The sequence below is a fragment of the Serratia rubidaea genome (assembly GCF_016026735.1).
Taxonomy (GTDB): domain Bacteria; phylum Pseudomonadota; class Gammaproteobacteria; order Enterobacterales; family Enterobacteriaceae; genus Serratia_B; species Serratia_B rubidaea.
The window spans coordinates 2,578,237-2,604,840 of the sequence record NZ_CP065640.1; the positions used below are offsets into that span (position 1 = coordinate 2,578,237).

Below are 26,604 nucleotides of genomic sequence, written 5' to 3' on the forward strand. Positions count from 1 at the left end.
CCGTGCTAAACCGTTATCCTTTGTGGAAGTATCTGATGCTGATCGTGGTGATCGCCGTCGGTCTGCTTTATGCGCTTCCCAACATCTATGGTGAGGATCCGGCCGTACAAATCACTGGCGCGCGCGGTGTCGCCGCCAGTGAAACTACGCTGGACCAGGTCCGTACCGTATTAGAAAAAGACCATATCGAGAGCAAGTCGATCGCGCTGGAAGAAGGCGCCATCCTGGCTCGCTTTAAAGATCCTGACGTTCAGCTGCGGGCGCGTGAAGCGCTGATGTCGGCGCTGGGCGACAAGTACGTCGTGGCGCTGAACCTCGCGCCGGCGACGCCGCGCTGGCTGTCCATGCTGGGCGCCGAGCCGATGAAACTGGGCCTTGATTTGCGCGGCGGCGTGCACTTCCTGATGGAAGTTGACATGGACACCGCGCTCAGCAAGCTGCAGGAGCAGACCATCGACACCCTGCGCAGCGACCTGCGCGAGAAGGGCATTCCTTACGCGTCTATCCGCAAGCTGGACAACAACGGCGTTGAAGTGCGCTTCCGCGACAAGGACGCACGCGATCGGGCCATCAGCTACATGACGCCGCGTCAGCGCGACTACGTGTTCTCCTCGAACGGCAGCAACGCCATGAAGGTCACCCTGACCGATGCGCGTCTGAGCGAAGCGCGCGAATACGCCGTGCAGCAGAACATCACCATCCTGCGTAACCGCGTCAACCAGCTGGGCGTCGCCGAGCCGTTGGTGCAGCGTCAGGGTGCTGACCGCATCGTGGTTGAGCTGCCGGGCATCCAGGATACCGCGCGCGCCAAAGAGATTCTGGGCGCTACCGCGACGCTGGAATTCCGTCTGGTCAATACCAACGTTGACGCCACCGCGGCGGCCAACGGCCGCGTGCCGGGCGACTCGGAAGTGAAGAACACCCGTGAAGGCCAGCCGATCGTGCTGTACAAGCGCGTGATTCTGACCGGCGACCATATCACCGACTCCACGTCGACCATGGACGAGTACAACCAGCCGCAGGTTAACATCTCGCTGGACAGCGCCGGCGGCAACTCGATGTCCAACTTCACCAAGGACAACATCGGCAAGCCGATGGCGACCCTGTTTGTGGAGTATAAGGACAGCGGCAAGAAAGACGCCAACGGCCGCGCGGTGCTGGTGAAGCAGGAAGAAGTGATCAACGTGGCGAACATTCAGTCGCGTCTGGGCAACAGCTTCCGCATTACCGGTATCGGCAACCCGAACGAAGCGCGTCAGCTGTCGCTGCTGCTGCGTGCCGGCGCGCTGATTGCACCGATCCAGATCGTGGAAGAGCGCACCATCGGCCCAACCCTGGGGATGCAGAACATCGAACAGGGTCTGGAAGCTTGCCTGTGGGGCCTGGTCGCGTCCATCGTGTTTATGGTGGTGTGGTACCGTAAATTCGGCGTGATCGCCACCAGCGCGCTGGTGGTCAACCTGGTGCTGATTGTCGGCGTGATGTCGCTGCTGCCGGGTGCTACGCTGACCATGCCGGGCATCGCCGGTATCGTGCTGACGCTGGCGGTGGCGGTTGACGCCAACGTACTGATTAACGAACGTATCAAGGAAGAGCTGAAGAACGGACGTTCCGTTCAGCAGGCGATCCATGAGGGCTATAAGGGCGCGTTCTCCAGTATTATCGACGCCAACATCACCACGCTGATCACCGCGATTATTCTGTACGCAGTGGGCACCGGTTCGATTAAAGGCTTTGCGATTACCACCGCGATCGGCGTGGCGACGTCCATGTTTACCGCGATTGTCGGTACCCGTGCCATCGTCAACCTGCTTTACGGCGGCAAACGCATTAACAAGCTGTCTATCTGAGGAGTGCGTTGTGGCACAGGATTATACCGTTGAGCAACTCAACTACGGCCGTAAAGTCTATGACTTTATGCGCTGGGACTATCTGGCTTTCGGCATCTCGATTGTGGTGCTGATCGCCTCGATCGCCATTATGTCGGTGCGCGGCTTTAACTGGGGACTGGATTTCACCGGCGGTACGGTGATTGAAATCAACCTGGAGCAGCCGGCGAACCTTGACCTGATGCGCGATACGCTGGAAAAAGCCGGGTTCCAGGACCCGGTTATCCAGAACTTCGGCAGCAGCCGCGATGTGATGGTGCGCATGCCGCCGGTTACCGGCAATGCGGGCCAGGAGCTGGGCAACAAAGTGATCGGCGTGATCAACGAATCGGTGGATAAGAATGCGACCGTGAAGCGCATCGAGTTCGTCGGCCCGAGCGTGGGCAGCGAACTGGCGCAGACCGGCGGCATGGCGCTGCTGGTGGCGCTGATCTCGATTCTGATCTACGTCGGCTTCCGCTTTGAGTGGCGCCTGGCGGCCGGCGCTGTTATCGCGCTGGCGCACGACGTGGTGATCACCCTCGGCATACTGTCGTTGTTCCATATCGAGATTGACCTGACCATCATCGCTTCCCTGATGTCGGTTATCGGTTACTCGCTGAACGACAGCATCGTGGTTTCCGACCGTATTCGTGAGAACTTCCGCAAGATCCGCCGCGGTACGCCTTACGAAATCGTCAACGTGTCGCTGACCCAGACGCTGAGCCGTACGCTGATGACCTCGGGCACCACGCTGGTGGTGGTGCTGATGCTGTACATCTTCGGCGGCGCGATGCTGCACGGCTTCTCGCTGGCGATGCTGATCGGCGTCTCCATCGGTACCATTTCCTCTATCTACGTCGCCTCTGCGCTGGCGTTGAAACTGGGGATGAAACGCGAGCACATGCTGCAGCAGAAAGTGGAGAAAGAGGGCGCCGACCAGCCTTCTATCCTGCCGTAATCTGCTGTACGTTCAGCGGAATAAAAGAGCGCCGATTGGCGCTCTTTTTTTATGCGTGTCCGTGGGCGGGGCCGTTCGGGTCAGCGGCTTGCGGCAGCGAGCGGCTCAACGCTGTGCAGGCGGACATAGCCCAGCTGTTCCGGGGGTACGTCGCTAAAGCGCAGCTCGAAACTTTGCGCCGTTCTCGGCAGCAGCGAGTCGTTGTTTTGAATGGGCTGGGACAGAGCGTCGGCGTTTTGCAGCTGGCCGTGCTCATCCAGCCGTCCCCACTCCACCATCGCCTTGAACGCGGGCAGCGTTTCGCCGGACAGCGCGCGGATATGCAGCACCGCCTGCGAGCCGTTGGCTTCACTTTTTACCCGATCCAGCGCGACGCTGAGTTCGCCGACGGTGCTCTGCAGGCGGGCCGGCGTATTGGCGGCGGGCAGCAGATAGACACCGCTGGTCGATCCCTGATTCAGCTGTTTCTGGCGTTCCAGCGCGGTGGCCTGTTCGGTCAGCGTGGTGACTTTTTGGCTCAGCTCACCGACCTGGGTGCGCAGGTTCGGCACCTCGCGGTTTTGCGCGCAGCCGGCGAGCAGAATCAGGGCGGTAAGCAGGCAGACTTTAGGATAACTGATTGTCATGGCGGCGATTCCCTCTTCAATGGCTCCTGTTATCAGCGTAGTCGGAATACGGCGGAAAGTCATGTTTGCCGCCGGGCAGAGACGGCGGATGAAGCACGTTTTGCCCGTACGTGGCAACAAATGCCCGGCGCCCTTTGTTATGGCGAAAGTTCGGGGTAAACTGTGGCCCATTATGAGAACGCTTATCAGGACGTGTTATGCATTGCCCTTTTTGCGCTGCTGTTGATACCAAAGTGATAGATTCCCGTCTGGTCGGCGATGGATCGCAGGTGCGCCGTCGTCGCCAGTGCCTGGTTTGCAACGAACGTTTTACCACCTTTGAAGTGGCCGAGTTGGTCATGCCGCGGGTGATTAAAAGCGATGAAGTCCGCGAGCCCTTCAATGAAGACAAGCTGCGTCGCGGCATGCTGAAGGCGTTGGAAAAACGTCCGGTCAGCTCCGATGACGTCGAAAACTCCATCAACCATATCAAATCCCAGCTGCGCGCCACCGGCGAACGCGAAGTGCCGACCAAAATGGTGGGCAATCTGGTGATGGACGCGCTGAAAAAGCTCGACAAGGTCGCGTATATCCGCTTTGCCTCGGTATACCGCAGCTTTGAAGATATCCGCGAGTTCGGCGAAGAGATCGCCAAACTGCAAGACTGACAGGATTGCTGATGCCTAACGATCAACTGTATATGGCGCGCGCGTTTGAGCTGGCGCGCCTGGGCCGTTTTACCACGGCGCCGAACCCCAACGTCGGTTGTGTGATCGTACGCGATGGCAAGATCGTCGGTGAAGGCTACCATTTACGTGCGGGTGAACCGCATGCGGAAGTGCATGCGCTGCGCATGGCGGGCGAGCTGGCGCGCGGTGCGACCGCCTACGTCACGCTGGAGCCCTGCAGCCACCACGGCCGTACGCCGCCGTGCGCCGATGCGTTGATCAACGCAGGCGTCAGCCGCGTGGTTGCGGCGATGCAGGATCCGAATCCGCAGGTGGCGGGGCGCGGCCTGTACCGTCTGCAGCAGGCGGGCATCGAGGTCAGCCATGGTCTGATGCTGGCGGAGGCCGAAGCGGTTAACCGCGGTTTTCTCAAGCGGATGCGCACCGGTTTTCCCTATGTGCAGCTGAAGCTGGGGGCGTCGCTCGACGGACGCACCGCGATGGCATCGGGCGAAAGCCAGTGGATTACCTCGCCGCAGGCGCGCCGCGACGTGCAGCGTCTGCGGGCGGAAAGCGCGGCGATCCTCAGCAGCAGCGCCACCATACTGGCGGACGACCCGTCGCTGACCGTGCGCTGGGATGAGCTGGACGCCGACACGCAGCGTTTCTACCCGCGTGAACACCTGCGCCAGCCGCTGCGCATTATTCTCGATAGTCAAAACCGCGTCACGCCGCAGCACCGGGTGGTGCAGCAGCCGGGCGAAACCTGGCTGGCGCGGCTGCAGCCGGACCAGCAGGCGTGGCCGGCGGGCGTGGAGCAGCTGGCGCTGCCGGCGCACGGCGGCGGTATCGATCTGGTGGTGATGATGATGCAGCTGGCCAAGCGCCAGGTGAATTCAATCTGGGTCGAGGCCGGCGCGCAGCTGTCCGGCGCGTTGCTGCAGGCCGGGCTGGTGGATGAGCTGATTGTCTACGTGGCGCCGAAGCTGCTCGGCGATAGCGCCCGCGGGCTGTGCCAACTGCCGGGTCTGGAACGGCTGGCGGAGGCGCCGGAGTTCGTCTTCAGCGAGGTGCGGCAGGTGGGGCCCGATTTGCGGCTGCGCCTGACGGCGAAACAGTGATAGCCTGACGGCTTTGCAAAAAGCGCCGCGCAGGCGGTCAAAGAATATGATAGAATCCGCCCCCCTGCGGGGTATTGAACCCATTTTTAAGGAAAGTCCATGAAAGTTATCGAAGGTGTTGTTGCTACTCCTAATGCTCGTGTGGCGATCGCAATTGCACGTTTTAACAATTTCATCAACGACAGCCTGCTGGAAGGCGCCATCGACGCGCTGAAACGTATTGGCCAGGTTGCAGACGACAATATCACCGTTGTCTGGGTGCCGGGCGCTTACGAGCTGCCGCTGACCGCAAAAGTGCTGGCCAACACCGGCAAATACGATGCCATTATCGCACTGGGCACAGTGATCCGCGGGGGCACCGCACACTTTGAATATGTGGCGGGCGAAGCCAGCTCCGGCGTGGGCAGCGTGGCGCTGAGCAGCGAGATCCCGGTGACTTTCGGCGTATTGACCACCGAAAGCATCGAACAGGCGATCGAGCGTGCCGGCACCAAAGCGGGCAACAAAGGCGCAGAAGCTGCCCTGACCGCACTTGAAATGATTAATGTTATTAAAGCTGTTAAAGCCTGAATTTAGTTAAGGGGAATTCCGTGAAACCTGCTGCTCGTCGCCGCGCTCGTGAGTGCGCTGTTCAAGCGCTTTACTCTTGGCAGTTGTCTAAAAATGACGTTGCCGATGTTGAATTACAGTTCCTGACGGAGCAGGACGTCAAAGACGTTGACGTCGCCTATTTTCGCGAGCTGCTGTCCGGCGTGGCGATGAATGCGGGTACGCTGGACGCCCTGATGACGCCTTACCTGTCCCGCCAGCTGGAAGATCTGGGCCAGGTGGAAAAAGCCATTCTGCGCGTGGCGCTGTTTGAGCTGAAAATGCGTGAAGATGTCCCTTACAAAGTGGCGATTAACGAAGCGATCGAACTGGCGAAAGTGTTCGGCGCCGAAGATAGTCACAAATTTGTGAATGGCGTGCTGGATAAAGCGGCGCCTCATATCCGCAAGAAAAAATAAATGATGTGGCCGCTCTGCGGCCCATTTTATTTCGGCGTTTGTTCAACACTGTCGTGGCACGTTAGGGCTCACTTCACGCCCGTAAAAATCATTTGCTAACCACGGGCTGCAGGCCATGGCCGCTGGGCATATTGCCGCGGACCGGCTTGTCAGCACTGCGATTCTTTATTGGAATATTTACCATGGCATGCGGCGAATTTGACCTTATTGCCCGCTATTTTGACCGGTTCAAGAGTTTACGCCGGGACGTACAGTTGGGCATTGGAGATGACTGCGCACTCCTGACAGTGGCAGAAAAACAGCTTTTAGCCATCAGCACCGATACCCTGGTTGCCGGGGTTCACTTCCTGCCGGATATCGATCCGGGCGATCTCGGCTACAAAGCCCTGGCGGTAAATTTGAGCGATCTGGCTGCCATGGGCGCGGATCCGGCCTGGCTGTCGCTGGCCCTGACGCTGCCGGAGGTGGATGAAACCTGGCTGAAGGCCTTCAGCGATGCGCTGTTTGAGCAGCTGAATTACTATGGCATGCAGCTGATCGGCGGCGATACCACGCGCGGGCCGCTCAGCATGACCCTGACCATCAACGGCCTGGTGCCGGCAGGGCGGGCTTTACGCCGCGGCGGCGCGCGCATCGGCGACTGGATTTACGTCACCGGCACGCTGGGCGACAGCGCGGCCGGGCTGGCGCTGCTGCAACAGCGCCTGACGGTGGACGATGCGGCGGCGCGCGATTATCTGCTGGCCCGTCATCTGCGTCCGCAGCCGCGGGTGCTGCAGGGGCAGGCGCTGCGCGATCTGGCCAGCGCGGCGATCGATATTTCCGATGGGTTAATCTCCGATTTACAGCATCTGTTAACCGCCAGCCAGTGCGGCGCGCGTATCGATCTGGACGAGCTGCCGCTGTCGCAGGCGTTAACCGAGTCTACCGACGGCGAGCAGGCGCTGCGCTGGGCGCTCACCGGCGGTGAAGATTACGAGCTGTGCTTTACGGTGCCGGAGATTAACCGCGGCGCGCTGGACGTGGCGCTGAGCCATTTGGGCGCCGACTACACCTGCATCGGTCAGATTGGCCCGGAAGCGGAAGGCGTCAAATTCTTCCGTGACCATGAAGCGGTGGAGCTGCCTTGGCGGGGCTTCGACCATTTCAGCAGCAAATAGGGAAATCCGCGTGGATGAAGCAAAACGCCGGTTGCGCATGAGCAACCCCTGGCACCTGTTGGCGACCGGCTTCGGCAGCGGGCTGTCGCCGGTGGTGCCGGGCACCATGGGATCGCTGGCGGCGATTCCGTTCTGGCTGCTGCTGATACAGCTGCCGTGGCAGCTGTATTCGCTGATTGTGATGTTCAGTATCTGTATCGGCGTCTATCTGTGTCACCAGACGGCGAAGGACATGCGCGTACACGACCACGGCAGCATCGTCTGGGATGAGTTTGTCGGTATGTGGATCACGCTGATGGCGCTACCGGTCAATGACTGGCGCTGGGTCGCCATCGGCTTCGTGCTGTTCCGCATTCTGGATATGTGGAAGCCCTGGCCGATCCGCTGGTTTGACCGCAATGTGCACGGCGGTATGGGTATCATGATTGATGACATCGTCGCCGGCGTGATCGCCGCGGGGATGGTCTACCTGCTCGGCCACCACTGGCCGGTCGGCCTGTTCTGAGATAAAAAAAGGGCGCCTTGCGGCGCCCTGGTTCGTTATTCAGCCAGCCAGCTCTCTATCTGGCGCTGAATACCGGCGGCGTCGAGGCCGAGATCGCTGCGGATCTCCTCCTGGCTGCCCTGCGGTACAAAGCTGTCCGGCAGGCCGAGGTTTAATACCGGCACCAGACGACGTTTCGCCATCAGCAGTTCGTTCACTCCGCTGCCGGCGCCGCCCATAATGGCGTTTTCTTCCAGCGTGACCAGCAGCTCATGGCTGACGGCCATCTCCAGCACCAGCTCTTCATCCAGCGGCTTCACGAAGCGCATATCGACCAGCGTGGCGTTTAACGCCTCGGCGGCCTGCCGCGCTTCCGGCATCAGGGTGCCGAAGTTGAGAATGGCGACCTTTTCCCCTTCACGACGCACGATGCCTTTACCGATCGGCAGCGACGCCAGCGGTTCCTGGGCGGCGCCGGTACCGCTGCCGCGCGGATAGCGCACCGCGCTCGGGCCGTCCTGATAGTGGTAGCCGGTGTACAGCATCTGGCGGCACTCGTTCTCATCGCTTGGCGTCATGATCACCATATTGGGGATACAGCGCAGGAAGGAGAGATCGAACGCGCCCTGGTGCGTCTGGCCGTCGGCGCCGACGATGCCGCCGCGGTCGATGGCGAACAGCACCGGCAGCTTCTGGATCGCCACATCGTGGATCACCTGGTCGTAGGCGCGCTGCAGGAAGGTGGAGTAGATGGCCACCACCGGCTTGTAGCCGCCGATCGCCAGGCCGGCGGCAAAGGTTACCGCGTGCTGTTCGGCGATGGCGACGTCAAAATATTGCTGCGGATAGTCACGCGAGAACTGCACCATGCCGGAGCCTTCGCGCATCGCCGGGGTTATCGCCATCAGCTTGTCGTCTTTGGCGGCGGTTTCGCACAGCCATTCGCCGAAGATCTTGGAATAGGTCGGCAGGCCGCCGGCGCTTTTCGGCAGCGTGCCGCTGGCCGGGTCGAATTTCGGCACCGCGTGGAAGCTGATCGGGTCTTTTTCCGCCGGGGCATAGCCGCGCCCCTTTTTGGTCATGATATGCAGCAGCTGCGGCCCTTTCAGGTCGCGCATGTTCTTCAGCGTTGTGGCCAGCGCCTGCACGTCGTGGCCGTCGACCGGGCCGATATAGTTGAAGCCCAGCTCTTCGAACAGCGTACCCGGCACCACCATCCCTTTGAGATGCTCTTCGGTGCGTTTAACCAGCTCTTTGATGGGCGGCAGGCCGGACAGCACCTTCTTGCCGCCCTCGCGCAGCGTGGAGTAGAGCTTGCCGGAGAGCAGCTGCGCCAGGTGGTTATTCAGCGCGCCGACGTTCTCGGAAATCGACATTTCGTTGTCGTTCAGGATCACCAGCATGTCCGGATCGATATCGCCGGCGTGGTTCATGGCTTCAAACGCCATACCGGCGGTGATGGCGCCGTCGCCAATCACGCAGACGGTGCGGCGTCCTTTACCTTCGCGCTCTGCCGCCACCGCCATGCCGAGACCGGCGCTGATGGAGGTGGAGGAGTGGCCGACGGACAAGACGTCGTATTCGCTCTCATCGCGCCACGGGAAAGGGTGCAGGCCATTTTTTTGCCGAATGGTCGAAATGCGATCGCGGCGTCCGGTCAGAATCTTATGCGGGTAGGCCTGGTGGCCGACGTCCCACACCAGATGGTCGAACGGCGTGTGGTATACATAGTGCAATGCCACCGTCAGTTCGACGGTACCCAGCCCGGAAGCAAAGTGGCCGCTTGAACGGCTGACGCTGTCCAGCAGATATTGCCGCAGCTCATCACACAGCTTCGGCAGGCTTTCTTTTGGCAGCGAGCGGAGTTCCTCGGGGTTTTCCGCCAGCGCCAACGTCGGGTATTTGGCTATATCAAGACTCATTCGATACTCATATCAGAGGTATGCCATTGCGCGATAGCCACGGCGTCGGGGCCGCGGCGGCGTCACATGGCGATAACGTCACACGTTAATTGTCGCGTTCAATAATAAAGCTGGCCAACGCGCGCAATGACGCGGTGTTGTATGATTGCGCCGTCAGCGTATCCAGAGCGCTCAAGGCTTCCTGATACAGATCCCGGGCTTTGGCCTGGGCATTGTCCAGGCCCAGCAGCGCGGGATAGGTGCTTTTTCCGTGTTGCTGATCGGCACCTTGGCGTTTTCCTATTTTTGCAGTTTCGCCGATGACGTCGAGAATGTCATCCTGAACCTGAAACGCCAGACCGATGGCCGCGGCATAGCGATCCAGCTCGCGCAGCGCCGCGCGCCCCGGTTCGCCCGCCGCCAGCGCGCCCAGACGCACGGCTGAGCGGATCAGCGCGCCGGTTTTGTGGCGGTGAATTTGCTCCAGTTCTTCCAGATTAATCTGACGATCCTCTGCAGCCAAATCCAAGGCCTGACCGCCGCACATGCCGGCCACGCCGCTGGCGGTCGCCAGTTCTGACACCATCGCCAGGCGGTCGCGCACCGCGACGTCCGGCATCTCGGCGTCGGCCAGAATAGAGAAGGCCAGCGTCTGCAGCGCATCGCCGGCCAGAATGGCGTTGGCTTCGCCGAATTTGATGTGGCAGGTCGGCTGGCCGCGACGCAGATCGTCGTCGTCCATCGCCGGCAGATCGTCATGAATCAGGGAATAGGCGTGGATGCATTCCACCGCCGCTGCCGGCGCATCCAGGTTGCCCGGCGGTACGCCGAACATTTCGCCGGTGGCGTACACCAGGAACGGGCGCAGGCGTTTGCCGCCCAGCAGAGCGCCGTAGCGCATGGCTTCCACCAGCTGGCCGTCGTTAAACGGCAGCGGGGCGATAAAGTCCAGCAGTGCGCGATCGGCACGCTGACGATAGCTCTGTAGCTGGCTGTTGAAGTCAGACATCAATCATTACTCGGCGTTCGGGGTAAAAGGCGTGAGGGCGGCATCGTCGTCGTTGCCGTCGTTCAGCAGAATTTGTACGCGCTGTTCCGCCTGCTGCAGTTTTTGCTGACCCTGACGCGCCAGCTGTACGCCGCGCTCAAATTCGCTGAGCGCCTCTTCCAGCGGCAGTTCGCCCGCTTCCAGGCGTGTCACAATACTTTCCAGTTCGGTCAGGGAGTGTTCAAAACTAACGTTTTGCTCTGTACTGTCTGATTGTGCAGGTTTTTTCGGCATAATTTTCTTGTTACGTCATCAGGTGAACCGAGGGGCCAGAGCCTATCCTAGCGGATCTTGATTAGCAAATCATGGCGTGCTCGTGTGGTTTTGTGCGCAGAGCTTCATCAGAAAGTGATATACTGCGCCCCGTTAATTTTATCTGACCATAAAGACCGCCATGAAGTTTATCATTAAATTGTTCCCGGAAATCACCATCAAGAGTCAATCTGTGCGCTTGCGCTTCATAAAGATTCTTACCACCAACATTCGTAATGTCCTGAAGCAGTATGATGAAAACCTGGCGGTGGTCCGGCACTGGGACTTTATTGAAGTCCGCGCCAAAGACGAAAACCAGCGGCCGGCGATTGCCGACGCGCTGACGCGCATTCCCGGCATCCACCATATTCTGGAAGTGGAAGACCGCGCCTACACCGATATCCACCATATCTTCGAGCAGACGCTGGAAGCCTATCGCGAGCGGCTGGAAGGCAAGACCTTCTGCGTGCGCGTGAAGCGTCGCGGCAAGCAGGAATTCAGTTCGCAGGACGTGGAACGCTACGTCGGCGGCGGCCTGAACCAGCATATCGAGAGCGCGCGGGTAAAACTGAACCATCCGCAGGTGACGGTCAACCTTGAGATTGAAGATGACAAGCTGATGATGGTGAAAGCGCGTCGTGAAGGCATCGGCGGCTACCCGATTGGCACTCAGGAAGACGTCATGTCGCTGATTTCCGGCGGTTTTGACTCCGGCGTTTCCAGCTATATGCTGATGCGTCGCGGCTGCCGGGTGCATTACTGCTTCTTCAACTTGGGCGGCGCCGCGCATGAGATCGGCGTTAAACAGGTGGCGCATTACCTGTGGAACCGCTTCGGCAGCTCGCACAAGGTGCGCTTCGTGGCGATCGATTTTGAGCCGGTGGTGGGCGAAATTTTGGAAAAAGTCGACGACGGCCAAATGGGCGTGGTGCTCAAGCGCATGATGGTGCGCGCCGCCTCCAAAGTGGCGGAACGCTACGGCGTACAGGCGCTGGTGACCGGCGAAGCGCTGGGACAGGTGTCCAGCCAGACCCTGACCAACCTGCGCCTGATCGACAACGCCTCAGACACCCTGATCCTGCGTCCGCTGATCTCTCACGATAAAGAGCACATCATCAACGTGGCGCGCCAGATCGGCACCGAAGACTTCGCCAAAACCATGCCGGAATATTGCGGCGTGATCTCTAAAAGCCCGACGGTAAAAGCGGTGAAGGCGAAGATCGAGGAAGAAGAGGGCAACTTCGATTTCGAGATCCTCGAGCGGGTGGTGCGCGAAGCGCGCAACGTAGATATCCGCACCATCGCCAGTGAAACCCAGGAGCAGGTCACGGAAGTAGAAACCGTGGCGGCGTTTAATGCCGACCAGGTGATTCTGGATATCCGCTCCGTAGACGAGCAGGACGAAAAGCCGCTGCAGCTGGAGCAGGTAGAGGTGAAAGCGCTGCCGTTCTACAAGCTGGGCACCCAGTTCGGCGATCTGGATCAGAGCAAAACCTACCTGCTGTACTGCGAGCGCGGCGTGATGAGCCGTCTGCAGGCGCTGTATCTGCTGGAGCAGGGGTACACCAATATTAAAGTGTACCGTCCCTGAGTCTTATACGCCTCAGCGTTGTTGGTTGCCGGCGTGCATCACGGCCACTGACTTGATGACAGCCAAGTCTCAGTTAGTGGCCGCATAAATAAACGCTTAGTCGCTGAAATCGTACATGCCCGGAATCAGCACCAGCTGCGCCGCAACCTCCGCCGCCTTGGCTTTCCCGAGCAGCAGATCGATCAGCTTCAGGCTGAACTCCATGGCGGTTCCCGGCCCCTGGCTGGTCAGCAGGTTAACGCGGGCGTCATACACCACCCGGCGCTCCATCCATTTCTCCTGCGGGATATGCTGTTTCAGGCCGGGGAAGCCGGTCATATTGCCGACCGGGAACAGATCGTGGTGCTGCAGCACCAGCGCCGGCGCGGCGCAGATAGCGGCGACGATTTTCCTCTGCAGATGCATCTGCCGCACTTTCTCTACCAGCAGCGGGCTGTCGCGGAAGCATTCGGCACCCTGCAGGCCGCCGGGCAGCACGATGGCGTCAAATGGTTCATCGACGATTTCAACCAGCGCCGCGTCCGCCAGCAGCTTAACGCCGCGGGAGCAGACGATGGTCAGACTGCCGTCGCCGGCTACGCTGGCGGTCGTGACCTTAATCCCGGCGCGCACCAGCAGATCGATGGCGGTGACCGCCTCGGTCTCTTCACTTCCAGGCGCCAGGCAGACCAACACCGATACGTTCATACTCATTTTCCTTTCGCTTTACCAAATCAAACAGCCGGGCGTTTTCCGGCAGCGTCATGCCGTGGCTGCGGGCGCGCCGCAGCAGATAACCGGTAATATAGTCGATCTCGGTGTGCCGCTGGGCGTGAATATCCTGCAGCATGGAGGAGATGTTGTCCGCGGTGGTTTCTATCACCTGCATCACATATTGCTGCAGCCCGTCGCAGGTGGTGTGGTGGCCCTCTACGGCCATCACGGCGGCCACCTCGCTGCAGATCAGCGCGATCTGTTCTGGATAACGGCGCAGATCGCCGTTGCGGCAGTCATACAGCGCGGTCAGCGGATTGACCACGCAGTTGACCGCCAGCTTGCGCCACAGCGCCGCGGTAATCGTGTTGTGCCAGGCGACGTCCGGCAATGCTTGGTGCAGAACTTCCGCCAGATGGCTGAGCGACGCCGCCGCCGGTGAGGTCGGGCCGATATGGGTGGTGCCGTCGGCGACGTGAATAATGGTATGGCCGTCGTGGCGCGCGGCATGGGTAGTGGTGCCCTGCAGAATCGGCCGCTCGTTGGCCGGCAGTTCATCCTGGGTGCCCATGCCGTTGTGCAGCAGCAAAATGGCGCACGCTGGGTTGAGCTTTGGCAGCAGGGCCGCCACCGCATCGGAGACTTGCCAGGCCTTGAGCGTCACCAGCAGCAGTTCGCTGTTGCGCAGATGCTCGGCGTCGTTGCTGGGCAGGCTCTGACTGAAGCGGGAGCCGTCGGTTTCAATCACGTCGACGGCGCAAAACGGCTGAGGTACGCGTAACCATCCTTGTACATCATGGCCCTGCTGATACAGCCGGGAGAGCCACAGCTGCCCGAGAGCGCCGCAACCAAGAACAGTTATTTTCATCCATCCTCCTTGGGGGGAACGGGGCATTGCCGTTATCCGTTATCGTGTTGCCGGGGAGCAGGTCAATACGCCGAGCGCTGAGCGCCATCGGCGAACCGCTGACCTGACACTATAAATTGTAGACTTTCCTGTGTGTGGACGTTTGCGTTGCCGTGACATCGGGATTTTGCCTTAACCGGCAAAGCGGGTATCATGCACGCCATCGAAATCGCCTGATAGTTTGGGCTCTCATTCAGGAGGAAGAAGTATGCCATCTTTCGACATTGTTTCCGAAATAGATATGCAGGAAGTGCGCAACGCCGTTGAGAACGCCTCGCGCGATCTGGGCACCCGCTGGGATTTTCGCAACGTGCCGGCCAGCTTTGAGCTGAACGAAAAAAATGAATCCATCAAGGTTGCCAGCGAATCCGATTTTCAGGTTCAGCAGCTGCTTGATATCCTGCGTGAAAAACTGGCCAAGCGCGGCATTGACGGCGCGGCGCTGGAGATCCCGGAAGAGTTCGAGCACAGCGGTAAAACCTACAGCGTTGACGCCAAGCTGAAGCAGGGGATTGAAACCCAACTGGCGAAGAAGATCGTCAAGCTGATTAAAGACAGCAAGCTGAAAGTGCAGGCGCAGATTCAGGGTGACGAAGTGCGCGTAACCGGGAAATCCCGTGACGATCTGCAAAGCGTGATGGCGCTGGTGCGCGGCGGTAACCTGGGGCAGCCGTTCCAGTTTAAAAACTTCCGCGACTGATTGTTGTGATGTGAATAATAACGCCGGGCTTGCCCGGCGTTATTGTTTATAGCGTATTGACCAGCGTTTCCAACTGCCCGCGATTGGTCTGTTTGGTATCGACCTTCACATAGGCGCTGCGCTCTTCCGGCACGACGATGGCTTCCGCCACGCCGGGCTGGGCCTGCAGCCTGCTTGCCAGCGAGGTGTCTTTGGCCGCCAGCTCCGACAGCGTGATGCGCAGGCTGCTGACGTACGGCGGCTCCTGCATGGTGCTGCTGATGATAAACCAGCCGGCGGCAATCAGCGCGCCGGCGATAAACACCAGGCCGGCGCCGTGCAGGCCGTAGAGCCAGCCGCCGAGGCTGCCGCCGATGGCGACGCCGATAAACTGGCTGGTGGAGTACACGCCCATCGCGGTGCCTTTATAGCCGGCCGGCGACTCTTTACTGATCAGCGAAGGCAGAATCGCCTCCATCACGTTAAACGCCATAAAGAACAGCTGTACGCCGGCGATGATGCCCCACAGATGCTGGCCGGAAATCAGCAGAACCAGCTCGGCGGCGAACAGCACCGCCACGCAGCCCATAAACACCTGCTTCATGCGCCGCTTCTTCTCGGCGTAAATGATAAACGGCACTACCGACACGAACGACACCAGCATGGTCACCAGATAGACGATCCAGTGGCTGCTGGCCGCCAGGCCGGCTTTCTCCATCGCCAGCGGCAGGGCGACGAAGCTCGACATCAGCAGAATATGCAGGCACATAATGCCGAGATTGAGCTTCAGCAGGCGCGGATTGTTCAGCACCTTGCTGAAGCTGCCGCGCACCATGCTGGACTCGCGGTTGAGCACGTGGCGGTCGGCGGAAGGCACCACCAGTAAGGTAATCACGATGCCGCACAGCGCCAGGGCGGCGATCATCCAGAACAGCGCATGCAGCCCCAGCGCGTGGGTAATCACCGGCCCCAGCACCATGGCGATGGCGAAGGTGATGCCAAAGCTGATGCCGATAAACGCCATCGCCTTGGTGCGGTTCTGCTCGCGGGTCAGATCGGACAGCAGCGCCATCACCGCCGCGGCGATGGCGCCGGAGCCCTGCAGCGCGCGGCCGAGGATAATGCCCCAGATGGAGTCGCTGAGCGCGGCGATCGCGCTGCCGAGGGCAAACACCAGCAGTCCGCCGACGATCAGCGGCTTACGGCCGATGCGGTCGGAGATCAGGCCAAACGGAATCTGGAACACCGCCTGCGCCAGGCCGTAAATGCCGATGGCGATGCCGATCAGCGTTTCGCTGGCGCCGTTCAACGCCATGCCGTAGGTGGTCAGCACCGGCAGCACCATAAACATGCCGAGCATGCGCAGTGAGAATACCGTGCCCAGACCCCAGGTCGCCCGGCGTTCCAGCGGGGTCATCGTATTATCGTTCATGCAAACTTCGAACCTCAGTAAAAACTATCCCGTCAGGTTCTGGCCGTCAGAGCCTGCTGGGATAACTTTTGGGGTGCGGCTATTTTAGTGTGAAGGGCAGGGGAGGGTAAACGTAATGTTATTTAGCAGATATTACAGCATTTCCCGGCTGCAGAAGCGTGAAAATAAAATGGGCCGCATCAGCGGCCCATTGACGGATAGCGAGTTACCAGACGTAAGTTAACAACGTTTCCGGCGACGCCGAGGCGCTAAAATCGATCGACATCATTACGCTGAGCGAGGTGATGGCAACAATCGAGAACACAAACAGTTTGCGCGCCCAGATGCTGTCATTCTCGGTTTTATAACCGCGTAACGCCATGCCGAGCCACCATACGCTGACTGCGGCCGCCACCACCAGGTATTTGTACCCGGCGTAGCCGCTCAGGGTCAGCATCAGAGTGGCGATCATAAACGCCAGGATGTAGACCGTAATGTGGTTCTTGGCGACGGAGATGCCTTTGACTACCGGCAGCACCGGAATATTGGCGGCCTGATAGTCTTTGAAGCGGAAGATGGCAATCGCATAGGAGTGCGGCATCTGCCACAGGCTGAAGATAGCCAGCAGGATCAACGCGCCCATATCGAACTCGTTGGTCACCGCGCAGTAGCCGATAACCGGCGGCGCGGCGCCTGACAGGCTGCCGATCAGCGTGCCATAAACAGAATGGCGCTTCATATACAGGCTATAAACGCCGACATAAACCACGAAGCCCATCACCGCCAGCCACATGGCCAGCGGGTTGGCGGCGGTATACAGCAAGGCAAAGCCAGCAATACCCAGCGCGGTAGCATAAACCAGGGTGACATTCGGCGCGATCAGGCCTTTAACCAGCACCCGGTTCTTCGTTCTCTCCATTTTCTTGTCGATGTCACGGTCAATGTAGTTGTTAAACACACAGCCCGAGGCGACAACCAACGAGACACCCACCAGGGTGGCGAGAAACAGGGGATAGTCGATGCTTCCTTTGGAAGCCAACAGGAATCCCCCAACGACAGAAATTAAATTACCGAAAATAATTCCTGGTTTAGTTACTTGCAGGTATTGCTTCATCATTACTTACGGCTCGGCTCTTAATCGACCATCATATTGAGGTTGAGGTTGTACATAATCCACAGTGAACCCACAACAACGATACCGATGATCATAGCGGTGAACAGTAATGCCACCAGGTTCCAGCGCTCTTCCGATGAAGTGTTCATGTGCAGGAAGTAAACCAGGTGAACAATCACCTGGATAACCGCCATGCCGACCACAACCGCCAGGATGGTGGAGTGAGAGGCAGTGCCGTTCATCACCATCATAAATGGAATTACCGTCAGGATGACCGACAGGATAAAGCCGATCAGGTATGACTTAACGCTGCCGTGGCTTGCGCCGCCGTGAGAGGTTTCATGGGATGAATGGCTCATTACATAACCCCCAGCAGATAAACAACGGTAAATACGCAAATCCATACCACATCCAGGAAGTGCCAGAACAGGCTCAGGCACATCAGACGGGTTTTGTTGGTTGAAGTCAGACCGCGCTTGCTCACCTGAATCATCATGATGATGATCCAGACCAGACCGGCGGACACGTGCAGACCGTGGGTACCGACCAGCGCGAAGAAGCTGGACAGGAATGCACTGTGATCCGGGCCGAAGCCTTCAGCGATCAGGTGATGGAATTCATAGATTTCCATCGCCACGAAGCCGAGACCGAACAGGAAGGTCAGGAACAGCCAGGTGTTAACGCTGCCGACTTTGCCTTTGTTCATGCCGATCATCGCCATCCCGTAGGTGATGGAGCTGAACAGCAGCAGGAACGTCTCAACCAGAACAAACTTCAGATCGAAGATGTCTTTGCCAGAGGGACCGCCAGCGGTCCCGTTCACCAGGACTGCATAAGTCGCGAACAAGCTCGCAAACAAAATACAGTCGCTCATCAGGTAGATCCAAAATCCGAAGACTTTGGTCTCTCCTGCGTCGTGGTGCCCATGCTCTGCATGGGCTGCGTTGTGGTTAGTCAGAGTATCAGTTGACATGTTTCACGCCTGCTTTGCTGATTTGTTCATAGTGTTGGTTCTCAATGCGCTCGATTTCATCAACCTGCACATAGTAGTCAACATCTTGGTCGAAGCTCTTGGCGATCCAGACTACGATCATGCCGATGAAGCCGGCCAGAGCCATCCACCAGATTTCCCAGATCATGGCGAAACCGAAGATCAGGCTGAAGAAGCCGATGATAACGCCGGCGCCGGTGTTCTTAGGCATATGAATCGGTTCGTACTTGGCCGGTTTCTTATACGCTTCGCCTTTTTCTTTCATGTCCCAGAATGCATCACGGTCGTGAATTTCAGGCATGGTGGCAAAGTTATAGAACGGCGGTGGAGAAGACGTTGCCCACTCCAGAGTACGGCCGCCCCACGGGTCACCGGTCAGGTCGCGGTTCTGCTCGCGGTCACGGATACTGACGAAGATCTGAATCAGCTGGCACAGGATACCGCAGGCAATCAGCGCAGCACCGCCCGCAGCAACCATCAGCAGCGGATGGAACTCAGGGTTGATGTTCTGGCTGATACGACGGGTCATGCCCATAAAGCCCAGCGCGTACAGCGGCATAAAGGCGACGAAGAAACCGATGATCCAGAACCAGAAGGCGCGTTTGCCCCAGGTTTCGTTCAGCGTGAAGCCGAAGGATTTCGGGAACCAGTAGGTCAGGCCGGCGAAGCAGCCGAACACCACGCCGCCGATGATGACGTTGTGGAAGTGCGCAATCAGGAACAGGCTGTTGTGCAGCACGAAGTTCGCGCCCGGCACCGCCAGCAGAACGCCGGTCATACCACCGATGGAGAAGGTGATGATGAAGCCGATGGTCCACAGCATGGCAGAGTTGAACTGAATACGACCCTGATACATGGTGAACAGCCAGTTGAAGATTTTCACCCCGGTCGGGATGGAAATAATCATGGTGGCGATACCGAAGAAGGCGTTAACGTTCGCGCCGGAACCCATGGTAAAGAAGTGGTGCAGCCATACGATGAACGACAGAACGGTAATCGCGATGGTTGCCCATACCAGAGAGGTATAGCCGAACAGGCGTTTCTTCGAGAAGGTTGCGGTAACTTCGGAGAACACACCGAATACCGGCAGAACCAGGATGTACACTTCTGGGTGACCCCAGGCCCAAATCAGGTTGATGTACATCATCATGTTGCCGCCCATATCATTGGTGAAGAAATGGGTGCCCAGATAGCGATCCAGGGTCAGCAGCGCGATGGTGACGGTCAGAATTGGGAAAGAAACGATAATCAGGACGTTAGTACACAGCGCCGCCCAGGTGAATACCGGCATCTTCATCAGAGGCATGCCAGGGGCGCGCATCTTCAGAATGGTGGCGAAGAAGTTAACGCCGGTCAGCAGGGTGCCCAGACCGGAAATCTGCAGACTCCAGATCCAGTAATCGACCCCGACGCCAGGACTGTACTCCTTGCCGGACAGCGGCGGATACGCCAGCCAACCGGTCTGCGCGAACTCACCAACCCCCAGAGAGATGTTGATCAGTACGACGCCCACCACGAAGAACCAGAAGCTCAGGGAGTTCAGGAACGGGAAGGCAACGTCGCGCGCACCGATTTGCAGCGGTACAACCACGTTCATCAGACCAACCACGAAAGGCATCGCCATGAAGAAGATCATGATTACGCCGTGCGCGGTAAAGATTTGGTCATAGTGGTGCGGCGGCAGGAAGCCGGCCTCGCCGGCAGACGCAAGCGCCTGCTGGCTACGCATCATGATGGCGTCGGCAAAGCCGCGCAGCAGCATGACCATCGCCACGATGATGTACATAATACCAATTTTTTTATGGTCGACGGAGGTCAGCCATTCGCTCCACAACCATTTCCACTTGCCCAAATATGTTATCAGCGCCAGCAGAGCCAGGCCTCCAACAATAATTGCCGCAACGGTGACCATGATGATCGGTTCGTGGTACGGAACCGCATCAAGCGTTAATTTTCCCAACATCAGATTATTCCTCGGCTCCGGCGTGAGCATGTTCACCCATGTTCATACCCTGGCTCATGTCCATGCCTTCGTGCGCGTTTGCTTCAGCGCCCTTGTGCATGTGCATGTCGCCCATGAATTTGCCAATTGTTTCTTTGAACAAATTAGGTTTGACACTGGAGAAGTACTCAACCGGGTTGTTTTCACTCGGCTCTGCCAGTTTGTTAAAGTCGTCGGTGGTATTGAGGTTCTTGGAAGACGCTTTCACCTTGTTAACCCACTGATCGAAGTCGCCTTCGGTTGGGGTGACAATGGCGTTAAATTTCATTCCGGAGAACCCGCGACCGCTGAAGCTGCTGGAAATACCTGCGTATTGCCCCGCTTCGTTGCCGATCAGATGCAGTTTGGTCTGCATGCCGGCCATCGCATAAATCTGTCCACCTAACTGAGGAATAAAGAACGAGTTCATTACCGAGTTAGAGGTGATCTTGAATTCGACTGGAACATCTTTCGGGAAGGCCAATTCATTCACCGTCGCAATACCCTGCTCTGGGTAGATAAACAGCCATTTCCAGTCCAGCGACACCACTTCAATGGTCATCGGCTTCTTGTCGGTGACAATCGGCTTGAATGGATCCAGTTCGTGCGTCGTTTTCCAGGTAATGGTGCCAAGGATGGCGATGATGATGATTGGAATGGTCCAGACGACCGCTTCAATCTTGTTGGAGTGTGACCAGTTAGGACTGTACTTGGCATCCTTGTTGGAAGCGCGATACTTCCAGGCAAAGCCGAACGCCATGATGATGACTGGAATCACCACGATCAGCATTAATGCGATAGCGGTGATTATCAGTGTCCGTTGTTCAACACCTATTGCTCCTTTGGGATTCATCAAAACCATATCGCACCCACTGAGCATTACAGTGGATGCGAATAATGACAACATCCCGATACTTTTATTGTATTTCTTAAGTCTCATCTAACGACCTCAATTACAAAGGCTCTATTGTCGTTTCATGTGTGCGGGCATTTTACGGGAAGGTTGCAGTACTGTAAACATGCTTAGGCTTGTGTCAGCGCCCCGTTGACACTTTCTGTTAACGTTGTCACAGATGTAACGCTACGTGACAATTTCCCAATGGCAACAATGCGTTGGCATGCTGAATCGTGCCGGGGGGACGCTATCTTATGGAAAAACAAAGGTATGATGATTTAGTGCTCAGAAGGGATTTTTGGGAATGGGGCATAAAAGTATATTTAATGTAAAATATTTGTTTAATACAGGTGAATTTAATTTTATTTATAATCTTTTTCTGAGGGTGAAAAAAATAATTCAGGCGGAAATTATATTTTTACATAGAAATAAAATTATTTAACCAATGCATTCCGCAGACCGGCGTCAGCGCCGGTCTGCGGGGGTTTTACGCCAGGCGCGTGCGGCGCAGCGCCAGATAGTCGAGCAGGCTGCCGGTGACGATACCCGCCAGGCTCAGGGCCGCGCCGGCCTGCAGCGCGGCGTCGGCCAGCTGCGGCAGCGTACTCCAGCCCAGCGCGTTGCTGATCAGCAGCAGCAGCCACAGCGCCAGCAGGCTGCAGCCGACGCTCAGCAGACGCAGCGCCCAGCGGTAGGCCCGCTGGAATTCGGTGCGCGGCATAAAGTCGTCGGTGTTCTGCGTGTACTCCAGCGTCCGGCGGCAGATGGCCAGCAGGATCAGGCCGGGAATCGCCGCAGCGATAGAGAACAGGTAAAACAGCGGCCAGCCGTGCGCCTCGACGAACCAGCCGGCAATGGGGCCGACGTAAACCCGGCCCACCGCCGACAGCGCCGACAGCAGGGCGAACTGGGTGGCCGAGAAGGATTTGTTGCACAGCGTCATCAGCAGCGCGACAAAGGCGGCGGTGCCCATGCCGCCGCACAGGTTTTCCAGGAAGATGGCGCTGCCCATGCTGAGGATGTTTTTGTCGGTCACCGCCAGGATCCAGTAGCCGAGGTTCGACACCGCCTGCAGCATGCCGAACAGCATCAGCGCGCGGAACAGGGAGAGGCGCTGCATCAGCACGCCGCCAAACAGCGCGCCGACGATGGTGGCGAACAGACCGAGCGTTTTGTTGACCAGCCCGACCTCGCCGGCGTCAAAGCCGACGCCGCGGATCAGGAAGGTGGTGCTCAGGCTGCCGGCAAAGGCGTCGCCCATTTTGTACATCACGATCAGCAGCAGTATCAGCCAGGCGTTGTTGCGGGCGAAGAAGTCGCGCAGCGGGGCGATGACCGCCTGTTCCATGGTGCGCGGCGCGGGAATGCTGTCGTCAGGCTCCGGCGCCAGCAGCGTGGCGGCAATGCCGAGCAGCATCAGCCCGGCCATCAGCCAGTAGGTGGCCTGCCAGCCGAAGTAGCGGTCCGCCAGCCACAGCGCCAGTCCGCCGGACACCAGCATCGCCAGACGGTAGCCCAGCACGGAGATCGCCGCCCCGGCGCCGCGCTCTTCCGCCGCCAGCAGGTCGGTTTTGTAGGCGTCGAACACGATATCCTGCGAGGCGGAGCAGAACGCCACCAGCACCGCCAGCGCGGCCAGCCACCACAGGTGCTGCGCCGGGTTCATAAAGCCCATCGCCACGATCGCTACCACCAGCAGCAGCTGACTGATCAGCAGCCAGCCGCGGCGCCGGCCGAGGAACGGCGGCGTATAGCGGTCCATAAACGGCGACCAGAGGAATTTAAAGACGTAGGCCTGACCGACCAGCGAAAAGATGCCGATAGTTTTCAGATCGATATTCTCGACGGTCATCCAGGCCTGCAGCGTGCCGGAGGTCAGCGCCAACGGCAGGCCGGAGGCGAACCCCAGCAGCAGCAGGATCAGCGAGTTACGCTGGGTGAAAATCGCAAAGTACTGTTTAGACATGAGTTCCCTGTCTGCGCCGCCCGACACGCCGGGCGGCGCAAGGCGTCAGATTAACGCGCGTTCTGCTTGATAAAGTCGTTGACGCTGGTGTCCTGCGCCATATCGGCGATCACGTCGCCGAGCACGGTATTGACCGCGTTGGTGATTTTATCGTTGGTCGCGTTAAAGGCGCCCTGCACGTTATAGGTCGAGCGGTAGTTTTTCACCTGCTTGTTGCCGTTTTTCGCCACGGCGATAATCGAGATATCGGCCTTGGTGGTGATGCTGTAGCGCAGGTTGCCTTCGGTGACGTCGGCGTACAGATGGTTCATCACGATCTGCAGATCAACCGGCGCGTTCGGGCCGATCATATAGCCGCGCGCGCCCATTTGTTTCTCCAGCACTTCCTGCAGCAGGAAACGCAGGTCGCGCGATGGCGTCAGGGTGACCAGACGGCTGTCGCGGTTAACCTTGGCCAGCGCCTGATCCTTGCGCTGGTCGGCGCCGTTGATGCTGATGGTGACGCCCTGCAGCGTCGGATCCTGAGTCGGCAGCACGATCTTCGGCGTGACGTTAAGGGTATTGCTGCTGCTGGCGCAGCCGGCCAGCAGCAGCGCGCCTAATAATGGAAGACAAAGTTTTTTTAACATGTTAGCGCTCTCGTTTTCGTCTGAGTCGGAATGGTATTGCCAACAATCATCTGGCCGACATGATAGCATCGCCGCCGGCCGGGGGAAGTGTCCCAAGGTTACTGAATGGCAATTTTTTAGCTGTGGATGATAAAAACATGCTTTTTTGTTGCTCTCAATAAGATAAAACCCAAGCGCCGGGAGATTGTGACGGTTTTTTCGCCGCAAGGCTGAGAAATTTACATGTGGCATATTCTCACGGGGAAAAACCGGCTAATATTGAAGTAGATGACATGTCTTCTGCCGGAGCTGTAAGGAGATCCTATGATTCGCGAGCAAATAGAAGCAAAGTTAAGGGCGGCGTTTGAGCCCGCGTATCTGGAAGTGGTTGATGAAAGTTATCGTCACAACGTTCCGGCGGGTTCAGAGAGCCACTTTAAGGTGGTATTGGTCAGCGATCGCTTCGTCGGCGAACGCTTCCTGACGCGTCACCGCGCGATCTACGGCGAGCTGGCGGATGAGCTGGCCAACGGCGTGCACGCGCTGGCGCTGCATACCTATACCCTGAAAGAGTGGGAAGGACTGCAGGATACCGTACTCGCTTCGCCGCCTTGCCGCGGTGCGACGCCGGAACCCTGGCCGGACGTATAAAGCTGACGCGGCAGTGGAACTTTAGCCGCGATTTGGGGTATTACTACTGACGAATTTTGAAACGGCCTGCGGGCCGTTTCTGTTTTTGACGACGACGCGGTTTGCCGACGGTTGCGCGGTCAAAGCGGTCGGCAGGCGCGTTTTTTTGCCGAAAATCAGCAAAAGTGTGAATTTTAACGCGTTACTGCCGCCCGGCTGTCCTCGACTCGCCCCGCATGCGCCGCTATAATGTCGCGTCTTATTTTTCCGGAATGGTTTCGGGACGCTCTCGGCATCAGGGAACTCGGTTCTGTAATGCAGCCGTCCTGGTTCTTGGAACGGAGTTGACCGAGCACTGTGATTTTTTTGAGGTAACAAGATGCAAGTTTCAGTAGAAACCACTCAAGGCCTTGGGCGCCGTCTTTCTATCACCGTACCTGCTGATGTTATCGCGCAGGCAGTGAAAAAAGAGCTGATCAACGCAGCAAAAAGCGTGCGTATCGACGGTTTCCGCAAGGGCAAAGTGCCGATGAACATCGTTGAGCAGCGTTATGGCGCCTCTGTTCGTCAAGACGTGCTGGGCGATCTGATGCAGCGCAACTTCGTTGACGCGATCATCAAAGAAAAAATTAACCCGGCTGGCGCGCCAAACTACGTGCCGGGCGAGTACAAGGAAGGCGAAGATTTCAGCTACACCGTTGAATTCGAAGTGTATCCGGACGTTGAGCTGAAAGGCCTGGAAAACATCGAAGTTGAAAAACCTGTGGTTGAAGTCAACGACGCCGATGTCGACACCATGCTCGATACCCTGCGTAAGCAGCAGGCGACCTGGAAAGACACCGATCGCGCCGTTGAAGCTGAAGACCGCGTGACCGTTGACTTCACCGGTTCTATCGACGGTGAAGAGTTCGAAGGCGGCAAAGCGGCGGACTTCGTACTGGCGATGGGCCAGGGCCGCATGATCCCGGGCTTTGAAGAAGGTCTGGTTGGTCACAAGGCCGGTGAAGAGTTCACCATCGACGTTAACTTCCCGGAAGATTACCACGCTGAGAACCTGAAGGGTAAAGCCGCCAAGTTCGCCATCGTGCTGAAGAAAGTGGAAGAGCGCGAGCTGCCTGAGCTGACCGAAGAATTCATCCAGCGTTTCGGCGTGGCGGATGGTTCCGTTGACGGCCTGCGCGCTGAAGTGCGTAAAAACATGGAGCGCGAGCTGAAAGGCGCCGTGCGTAACCGTGTCAAGACTCAGGTTATCGACGGCCTGGTCAACGCTAACGACATCGACGTGCCTGCTGCGCTGATCGACGGTGAAATCGACGTGCTGCGCCGCCAGGCTGCACAGCGTTTCGGCGGCAACGAGAAGCAAGCGCTGGAACTGCCGCGCGAACTGTTCGAAGAACAGGCCAAGCGTCGCGTTGTTGTCGGCCTGCTGCTGGGCGAAGTGATCAGCACCAACGAGCTGAAAGCTGACGAAGACCGTGTGAAAGCGCTGATCGAAGAGATGGCGTCCGCTTACGAAGATCCAAGCGAAGTTATCGAGTTCTACAGCAAAAACAAAGAGCTGATGAACAACATGCGCAACGTGGCTCTGGAAGAGCAAGCGGTGGAAACCCTGCTGGCTAACGCGAAAGTGAGCGAAAAAGCGACCACCTTCAGCGAGCTGATGAACCAGACTCAACAGGCGTAATGTCTGAGCCGGGCGATGGCGACATTCCCGGCTGTAATCTGAAAAAGCCCGTAACTTCGGTTACGGGCTTTTCTTTTTGCCACGTTGCTGATTAATCTCAGGTTAAGCGCCGTAATATGCACTATATTTATCCTGTTGCCTGCAACATTTGCAGGCATGATAGTGATGTGGCGTTGCCGCAAGGTTCGGCAGGGAAAATGGCGCACCGGGCTTGAAATTCCCGCCGCTGCCCCCAACTGGAGTATTCAGAGGGTTGTTTGCCGACACGTGGGATGATAACGACCGTCAGGTCATGTGGCGCAGGTTGAATGGTTGAGCATGGTCAGCGTGGCTGTTCTCAAGTAGAATCAGCAGACAATGGCGCCAAGGCAATTTCTAT

26 protein-coding genes are annotated in these 26,604 nt (G+C 58.2%); 12 read left to right on the forward strand and 14 right to left on the reverse strand.

Features of this window, described 5'->3' with window-relative positions; genetic code table 11:
• Positions 1-2 precede the first annotated feature (2 nt).
• Both secD and secF read left to right on the forward strand, forming a co-directional pair.
• Positions 3-1,850, forward strand: coding sequence for a protein translocase subunit SecD (gene secD / locus I6G83_RS11975; RefSeq protein ID WP_072186087.1), 1,848 nt, complete (start codon positions 3-5; stop codon positions 1,848-1,850).
• 10 nt (positions 1,851-1,860) lie between these two features.
• Positions 1,861-2,829, forward strand: coding sequence for a protein translocase subunit SecF (secF, locus tag I6G83_RS11980; RefSeq protein ID WP_015671166.1), 969 nt, complete (start codon positions 1,861-1,863; stop codon positions 2,827-2,829).
• Between the two features lie 80 nt (positions 2,830-2,909).
• Here secF and I6G83_RS11985 read toward each other — a convergent pair whose 3' ends face one another.
• A complete protein-coding gene (locus I6G83_RS11985; RefSeq protein WP_054305454.1) occupies positions 2,910-3,455 on the reverse strand; it encodes a SadB/YajI family lipoprotein in 546 nt (181 codons plus the stop codon).
• 197 nt (positions 3,456-3,652) lie between these two features.
• On the opposite strand from I6G83_RS11985, the gene nrdR reads away from it, so the two are divergent.
• From nrdR to pgpA, 6 genes are all read left to right on the forward strand, one after another.
• Positions 3,653-4,102 carry a transcriptional regulator NrdR gene (nrdR, locus tag I6G83_RS11990; RefSeq protein WP_015671168.1) on the forward strand — a complete coding sequence of 150 codons (450 nt, stop codon included), beginning with the start codon at positions 3,653-3,655 and terminating at the stop codon, positions 4,100-4,102.
• A gap of 11 nt (positions 4,103-4,113) precedes the next feature.
• Complete coding sequence (gene ribD, locus I6G83_RS11995) at positions 4,114-5,223, forward strand: bifunctional diaminohydroxyphosphoribosylaminopyrimidine deaminase/5-amino-6-(5-phosphoribosylamino)uracil reductase RibD (protein WP_054305453.1); 1,110 nt, start codon at positions 4,114-4,116, stop codon at positions 5,221-5,223.
• Positions 5,224-5,322: 99 nt separating this feature from the next.
• Positions 5,323-5,793 carry a 6,7-dimethyl-8-ribityllumazine synthase gene (ribH, locus tag I6G83_RS12000; RefSeq protein ID WP_015671170.1) on the forward strand — a complete coding sequence of 157 codons (471 nt, stop codon included), beginning with the start codon at positions 5,323-5,325 and terminating at the stop codon, positions 5,791-5,793.
• Between the two features lie 20 nt (positions 5,794-5,813).
• Positions 5,814-6,230, forward strand: coding sequence for a transcription antitermination factor NusB (nusB, locus tag I6G83_RS12005; RefSeq protein ID WP_015671171.1), 417 nt, complete (start codon positions 5,814-5,816; stop codon positions 6,228-6,230).
• A 182-nt stretch (positions 6,231-6,412) separates the two neighbouring features.
• A complete protein-coding gene (gene thiL / locus I6G83_RS12010) occupies positions 6,413-7,390 on the forward strand; it encodes a thiamine-phosphate kinase (RefSeq protein WP_054305452.1) in 978 nt (325 codons plus the stop codon).
• Positions 7,391-7,427: 37 nt separating this feature from the next.
• A complete protein-coding gene (pgpA, locus tag I6G83_RS12015) occupies positions 7,428-7,895 on the forward strand; it encodes a phosphatidylglycerophosphatase A (protein ID WP_408015228.1) in 468 nt (155 codons plus the stop codon).
• A gap of 35 nt (positions 7,896-7,930) precedes the next feature.
• On the opposite strand, the gene dxs is transcribed toward pgpA, so the two are convergent.
• The 3 genes from dxs to xseB form a co-directional block, all read right to left on the reverse strand.
• A complete protein-coding gene (gene dxs / locus I6G83_RS12020) occupies positions 7,931-9,796 on the reverse strand; it encodes a 1-deoxy-D-xylulose-5-phosphate synthase (RefSeq protein ID WP_054305451.1) in 1,866 nt (621 codons plus the stop codon).
• An 85-nt stretch (positions 9,797-9,881) separates the two neighbouring features.
• Positions 9,882-10,784 carry a (2E,6E)-farnesyl diphosphate synthase gene (gene ispA / locus I6G83_RS12025; protein ID WP_054305450.1) on the reverse strand — a complete coding sequence of 301 codons (903 nt, stop codon included), beginning with the start codon at positions 10,782-10,784 and terminating at the stop codon, positions 9,882-9,884.
• Positions 10,785-10,790: 6 nt separating this feature from the next.
• On the reverse strand, positions 10,791-11,057 hold the full coding sequence (gene xseB / locus I6G83_RS12030) for an exodeoxyribonuclease VII small subunit (RefSeq protein ID WP_054305449.1): 267 nt from the start codon (positions 11,055-11,057) through the stop codon (positions 10,791-10,793).
• A 160-nt stretch (positions 11,058-11,217) separates the two neighbouring features.
• Between xseB and thiI the strand changes: the two genes are divergently transcribed.
• Complete coding sequence (gene thiI / locus I6G83_RS12035) at positions 11,218-12,666, forward strand: tRNA uracil 4-sulfurtransferase ThiI (RefSeq protein ID WP_054305448.1); 1,449 nt, start codon at positions 11,218-11,220, stop codon at positions 12,664-12,666.
• 96 nt (positions 12,667-12,762) lie between these two features.
• On the opposite strand, the gene yajL is transcribed toward thiI, so the two are convergent.
• The gene (yajL, locus tag I6G83_RS12040) at positions 12,763-13,353 is read right to left on the reverse strand and encodes a protein deglycase YajL (RefSeq protein ID WP_054305447.1); all 591 of its coding nucleotides are present in this window, start codon (positions 13,351-13,353) and stop codon (positions 12,763-12,765) included.
• Complete coding sequence (gene panE / locus I6G83_RS12045; RefSeq protein ID WP_054305446.1) at positions 13,313-14,227, reverse strand: 2-dehydropantoate 2-reductase; 915 nt, start codon at positions 14,225-14,227, stop codon at positions 13,313-13,315. Before panE ends, yajL begins: the two co-directional genes overlap by 41 nt.
• A 247-nt stretch (positions 14,228-14,474) precedes the next feature.
• Here panE and I6G83_RS12050 point away from each other — a divergent pair, with 247 nt between their 5' ends.
• Positions 14,475-14,966: a YajQ family cyclic di-GMP-binding protein gene (locus I6G83_RS12050; protein ID WP_054305445.1), complete on the forward strand. Its 492-nt coding sequence runs from the start codon at positions 14,475-14,477 to the stop codon at positions 14,964-14,966.
• Positions 14,967-15,012: 46 nt separating this feature from the next.
• Here I6G83_RS12050 and I6G83_RS12055 read toward each other — a convergent pair whose 3' ends face one another.
• From I6G83_RS12055 to I6G83_RS12090, 8 genes are all read right to left on the reverse strand, one after another.
• Complete coding sequence (locus tag I6G83_RS12055) at positions 15,013-16,377, reverse strand: MFS transporter (RefSeq protein ID WP_054305444.1); 1,365 nt, start codon at positions 16,375-16,377, stop codon at positions 15,013-15,015.
• Between the two features lie 205 nt (positions 16,378-16,582).
• The gene (gene cyoE, locus I6G83_RS12060) at positions 16,583-17,473 is read right to left on the reverse strand and encodes a heme o synthase (protein ID WP_015671183.1); all 891 of its coding nucleotides are present in this window, start codon (positions 17,471-17,473) and stop codon (positions 16,583-16,585) included.
• 17 nt (positions 17,474-17,490) lie between these two features.
• Positions 17,491-17,829: a cytochrome o ubiquinol oxidase subunit IV gene (locus tag I6G83_RS12065; RefSeq protein WP_015671184.1), complete on the reverse strand. Its 339-nt coding sequence runs from the start codon at positions 17,827-17,829 to the stop codon at positions 17,491-17,493.
• Complete coding sequence (locus tag I6G83_RS12070; protein ID WP_015671185.1) at positions 17,829-18,443, reverse strand: cytochrome o ubiquinol oxidase subunit III; 615 nt, start codon at positions 18,441-18,443, stop codon at positions 17,829-17,831. Before I6G83_RS12070 ends, I6G83_RS12065 begins: the two co-directional genes overlap by 1 nt.
• Complete coding sequence (cyoB, locus tag I6G83_RS12075; protein ID WP_015671186.1) at positions 18,433-20,424, reverse strand: cytochrome o ubiquinol oxidase subunit I; 1,992 nt, start codon at positions 20,422-20,424, stop codon at positions 18,433-18,435. Before cyoB ends, I6G83_RS12070 begins: the two co-directional genes overlap by 11 nt.
• A 4-nt stretch (positions 20,425-20,428) precedes the next feature.
• Positions 20,429-21,382: a cytochrome o ubiquinol oxidase subunit II gene (cyoA, locus tag I6G83_RS12080; protein ID WP_015671187.1), complete on the reverse strand. Its 954-nt coding sequence runs from the start codon at positions 21,380-21,382 to the stop codon at positions 20,429-20,431.
• Between the two features lie 442 nt (positions 21,383-21,824).
• On the reverse strand, positions 21,825-23,303 hold the full coding sequence (ampG, locus tag I6G83_RS12085) for a muropeptide MFS transporter AmpG (RefSeq protein WP_054305443.1): 1,479 nt from the start codon (positions 23,301-23,303) through the stop codon (positions 21,825-21,827).
• A gap of 50 nt (positions 23,304-23,353) precedes the next feature.
• On the reverse strand, positions 23,354-23,932 hold the full coding sequence (locus I6G83_RS12090) for a lipoprotein (RefSeq protein WP_015671189.1): 579 nt from the start codon (positions 23,930-23,932) through the stop codon (positions 23,354-23,356).
• Positions 23,933-24,235: 303 nt separating this feature from the next.
• Here I6G83_RS12090 and bolA point away from each other — a divergent pair, with 303 nt between their 5' ends.
• Positions 24,236-24,562 carry a transcriptional regulator BolA gene (gene bolA / locus I6G83_RS12095; protein WP_015671190.1) on the forward strand — a complete coding sequence of 109 codons (327 nt, stop codon included), beginning with the start codon at positions 24,236-24,238 and terminating at the stop codon, positions 24,560-24,562.
• 358 nt (positions 24,563-24,920) lie between these two features.
• Positions 24,921-26,225 carry a trigger factor gene (gene tig / locus I6G83_RS12100; protein WP_054305442.1) on the forward strand — a complete coding sequence of 435 codons (1,305 nt, stop codon included), beginning with the start codon at positions 24,921-24,923 and terminating at the stop codon, positions 26,223-26,225.
• The last annotated feature ends 379 nt before the right edge of the window (positions 26,226-26,604 follow it).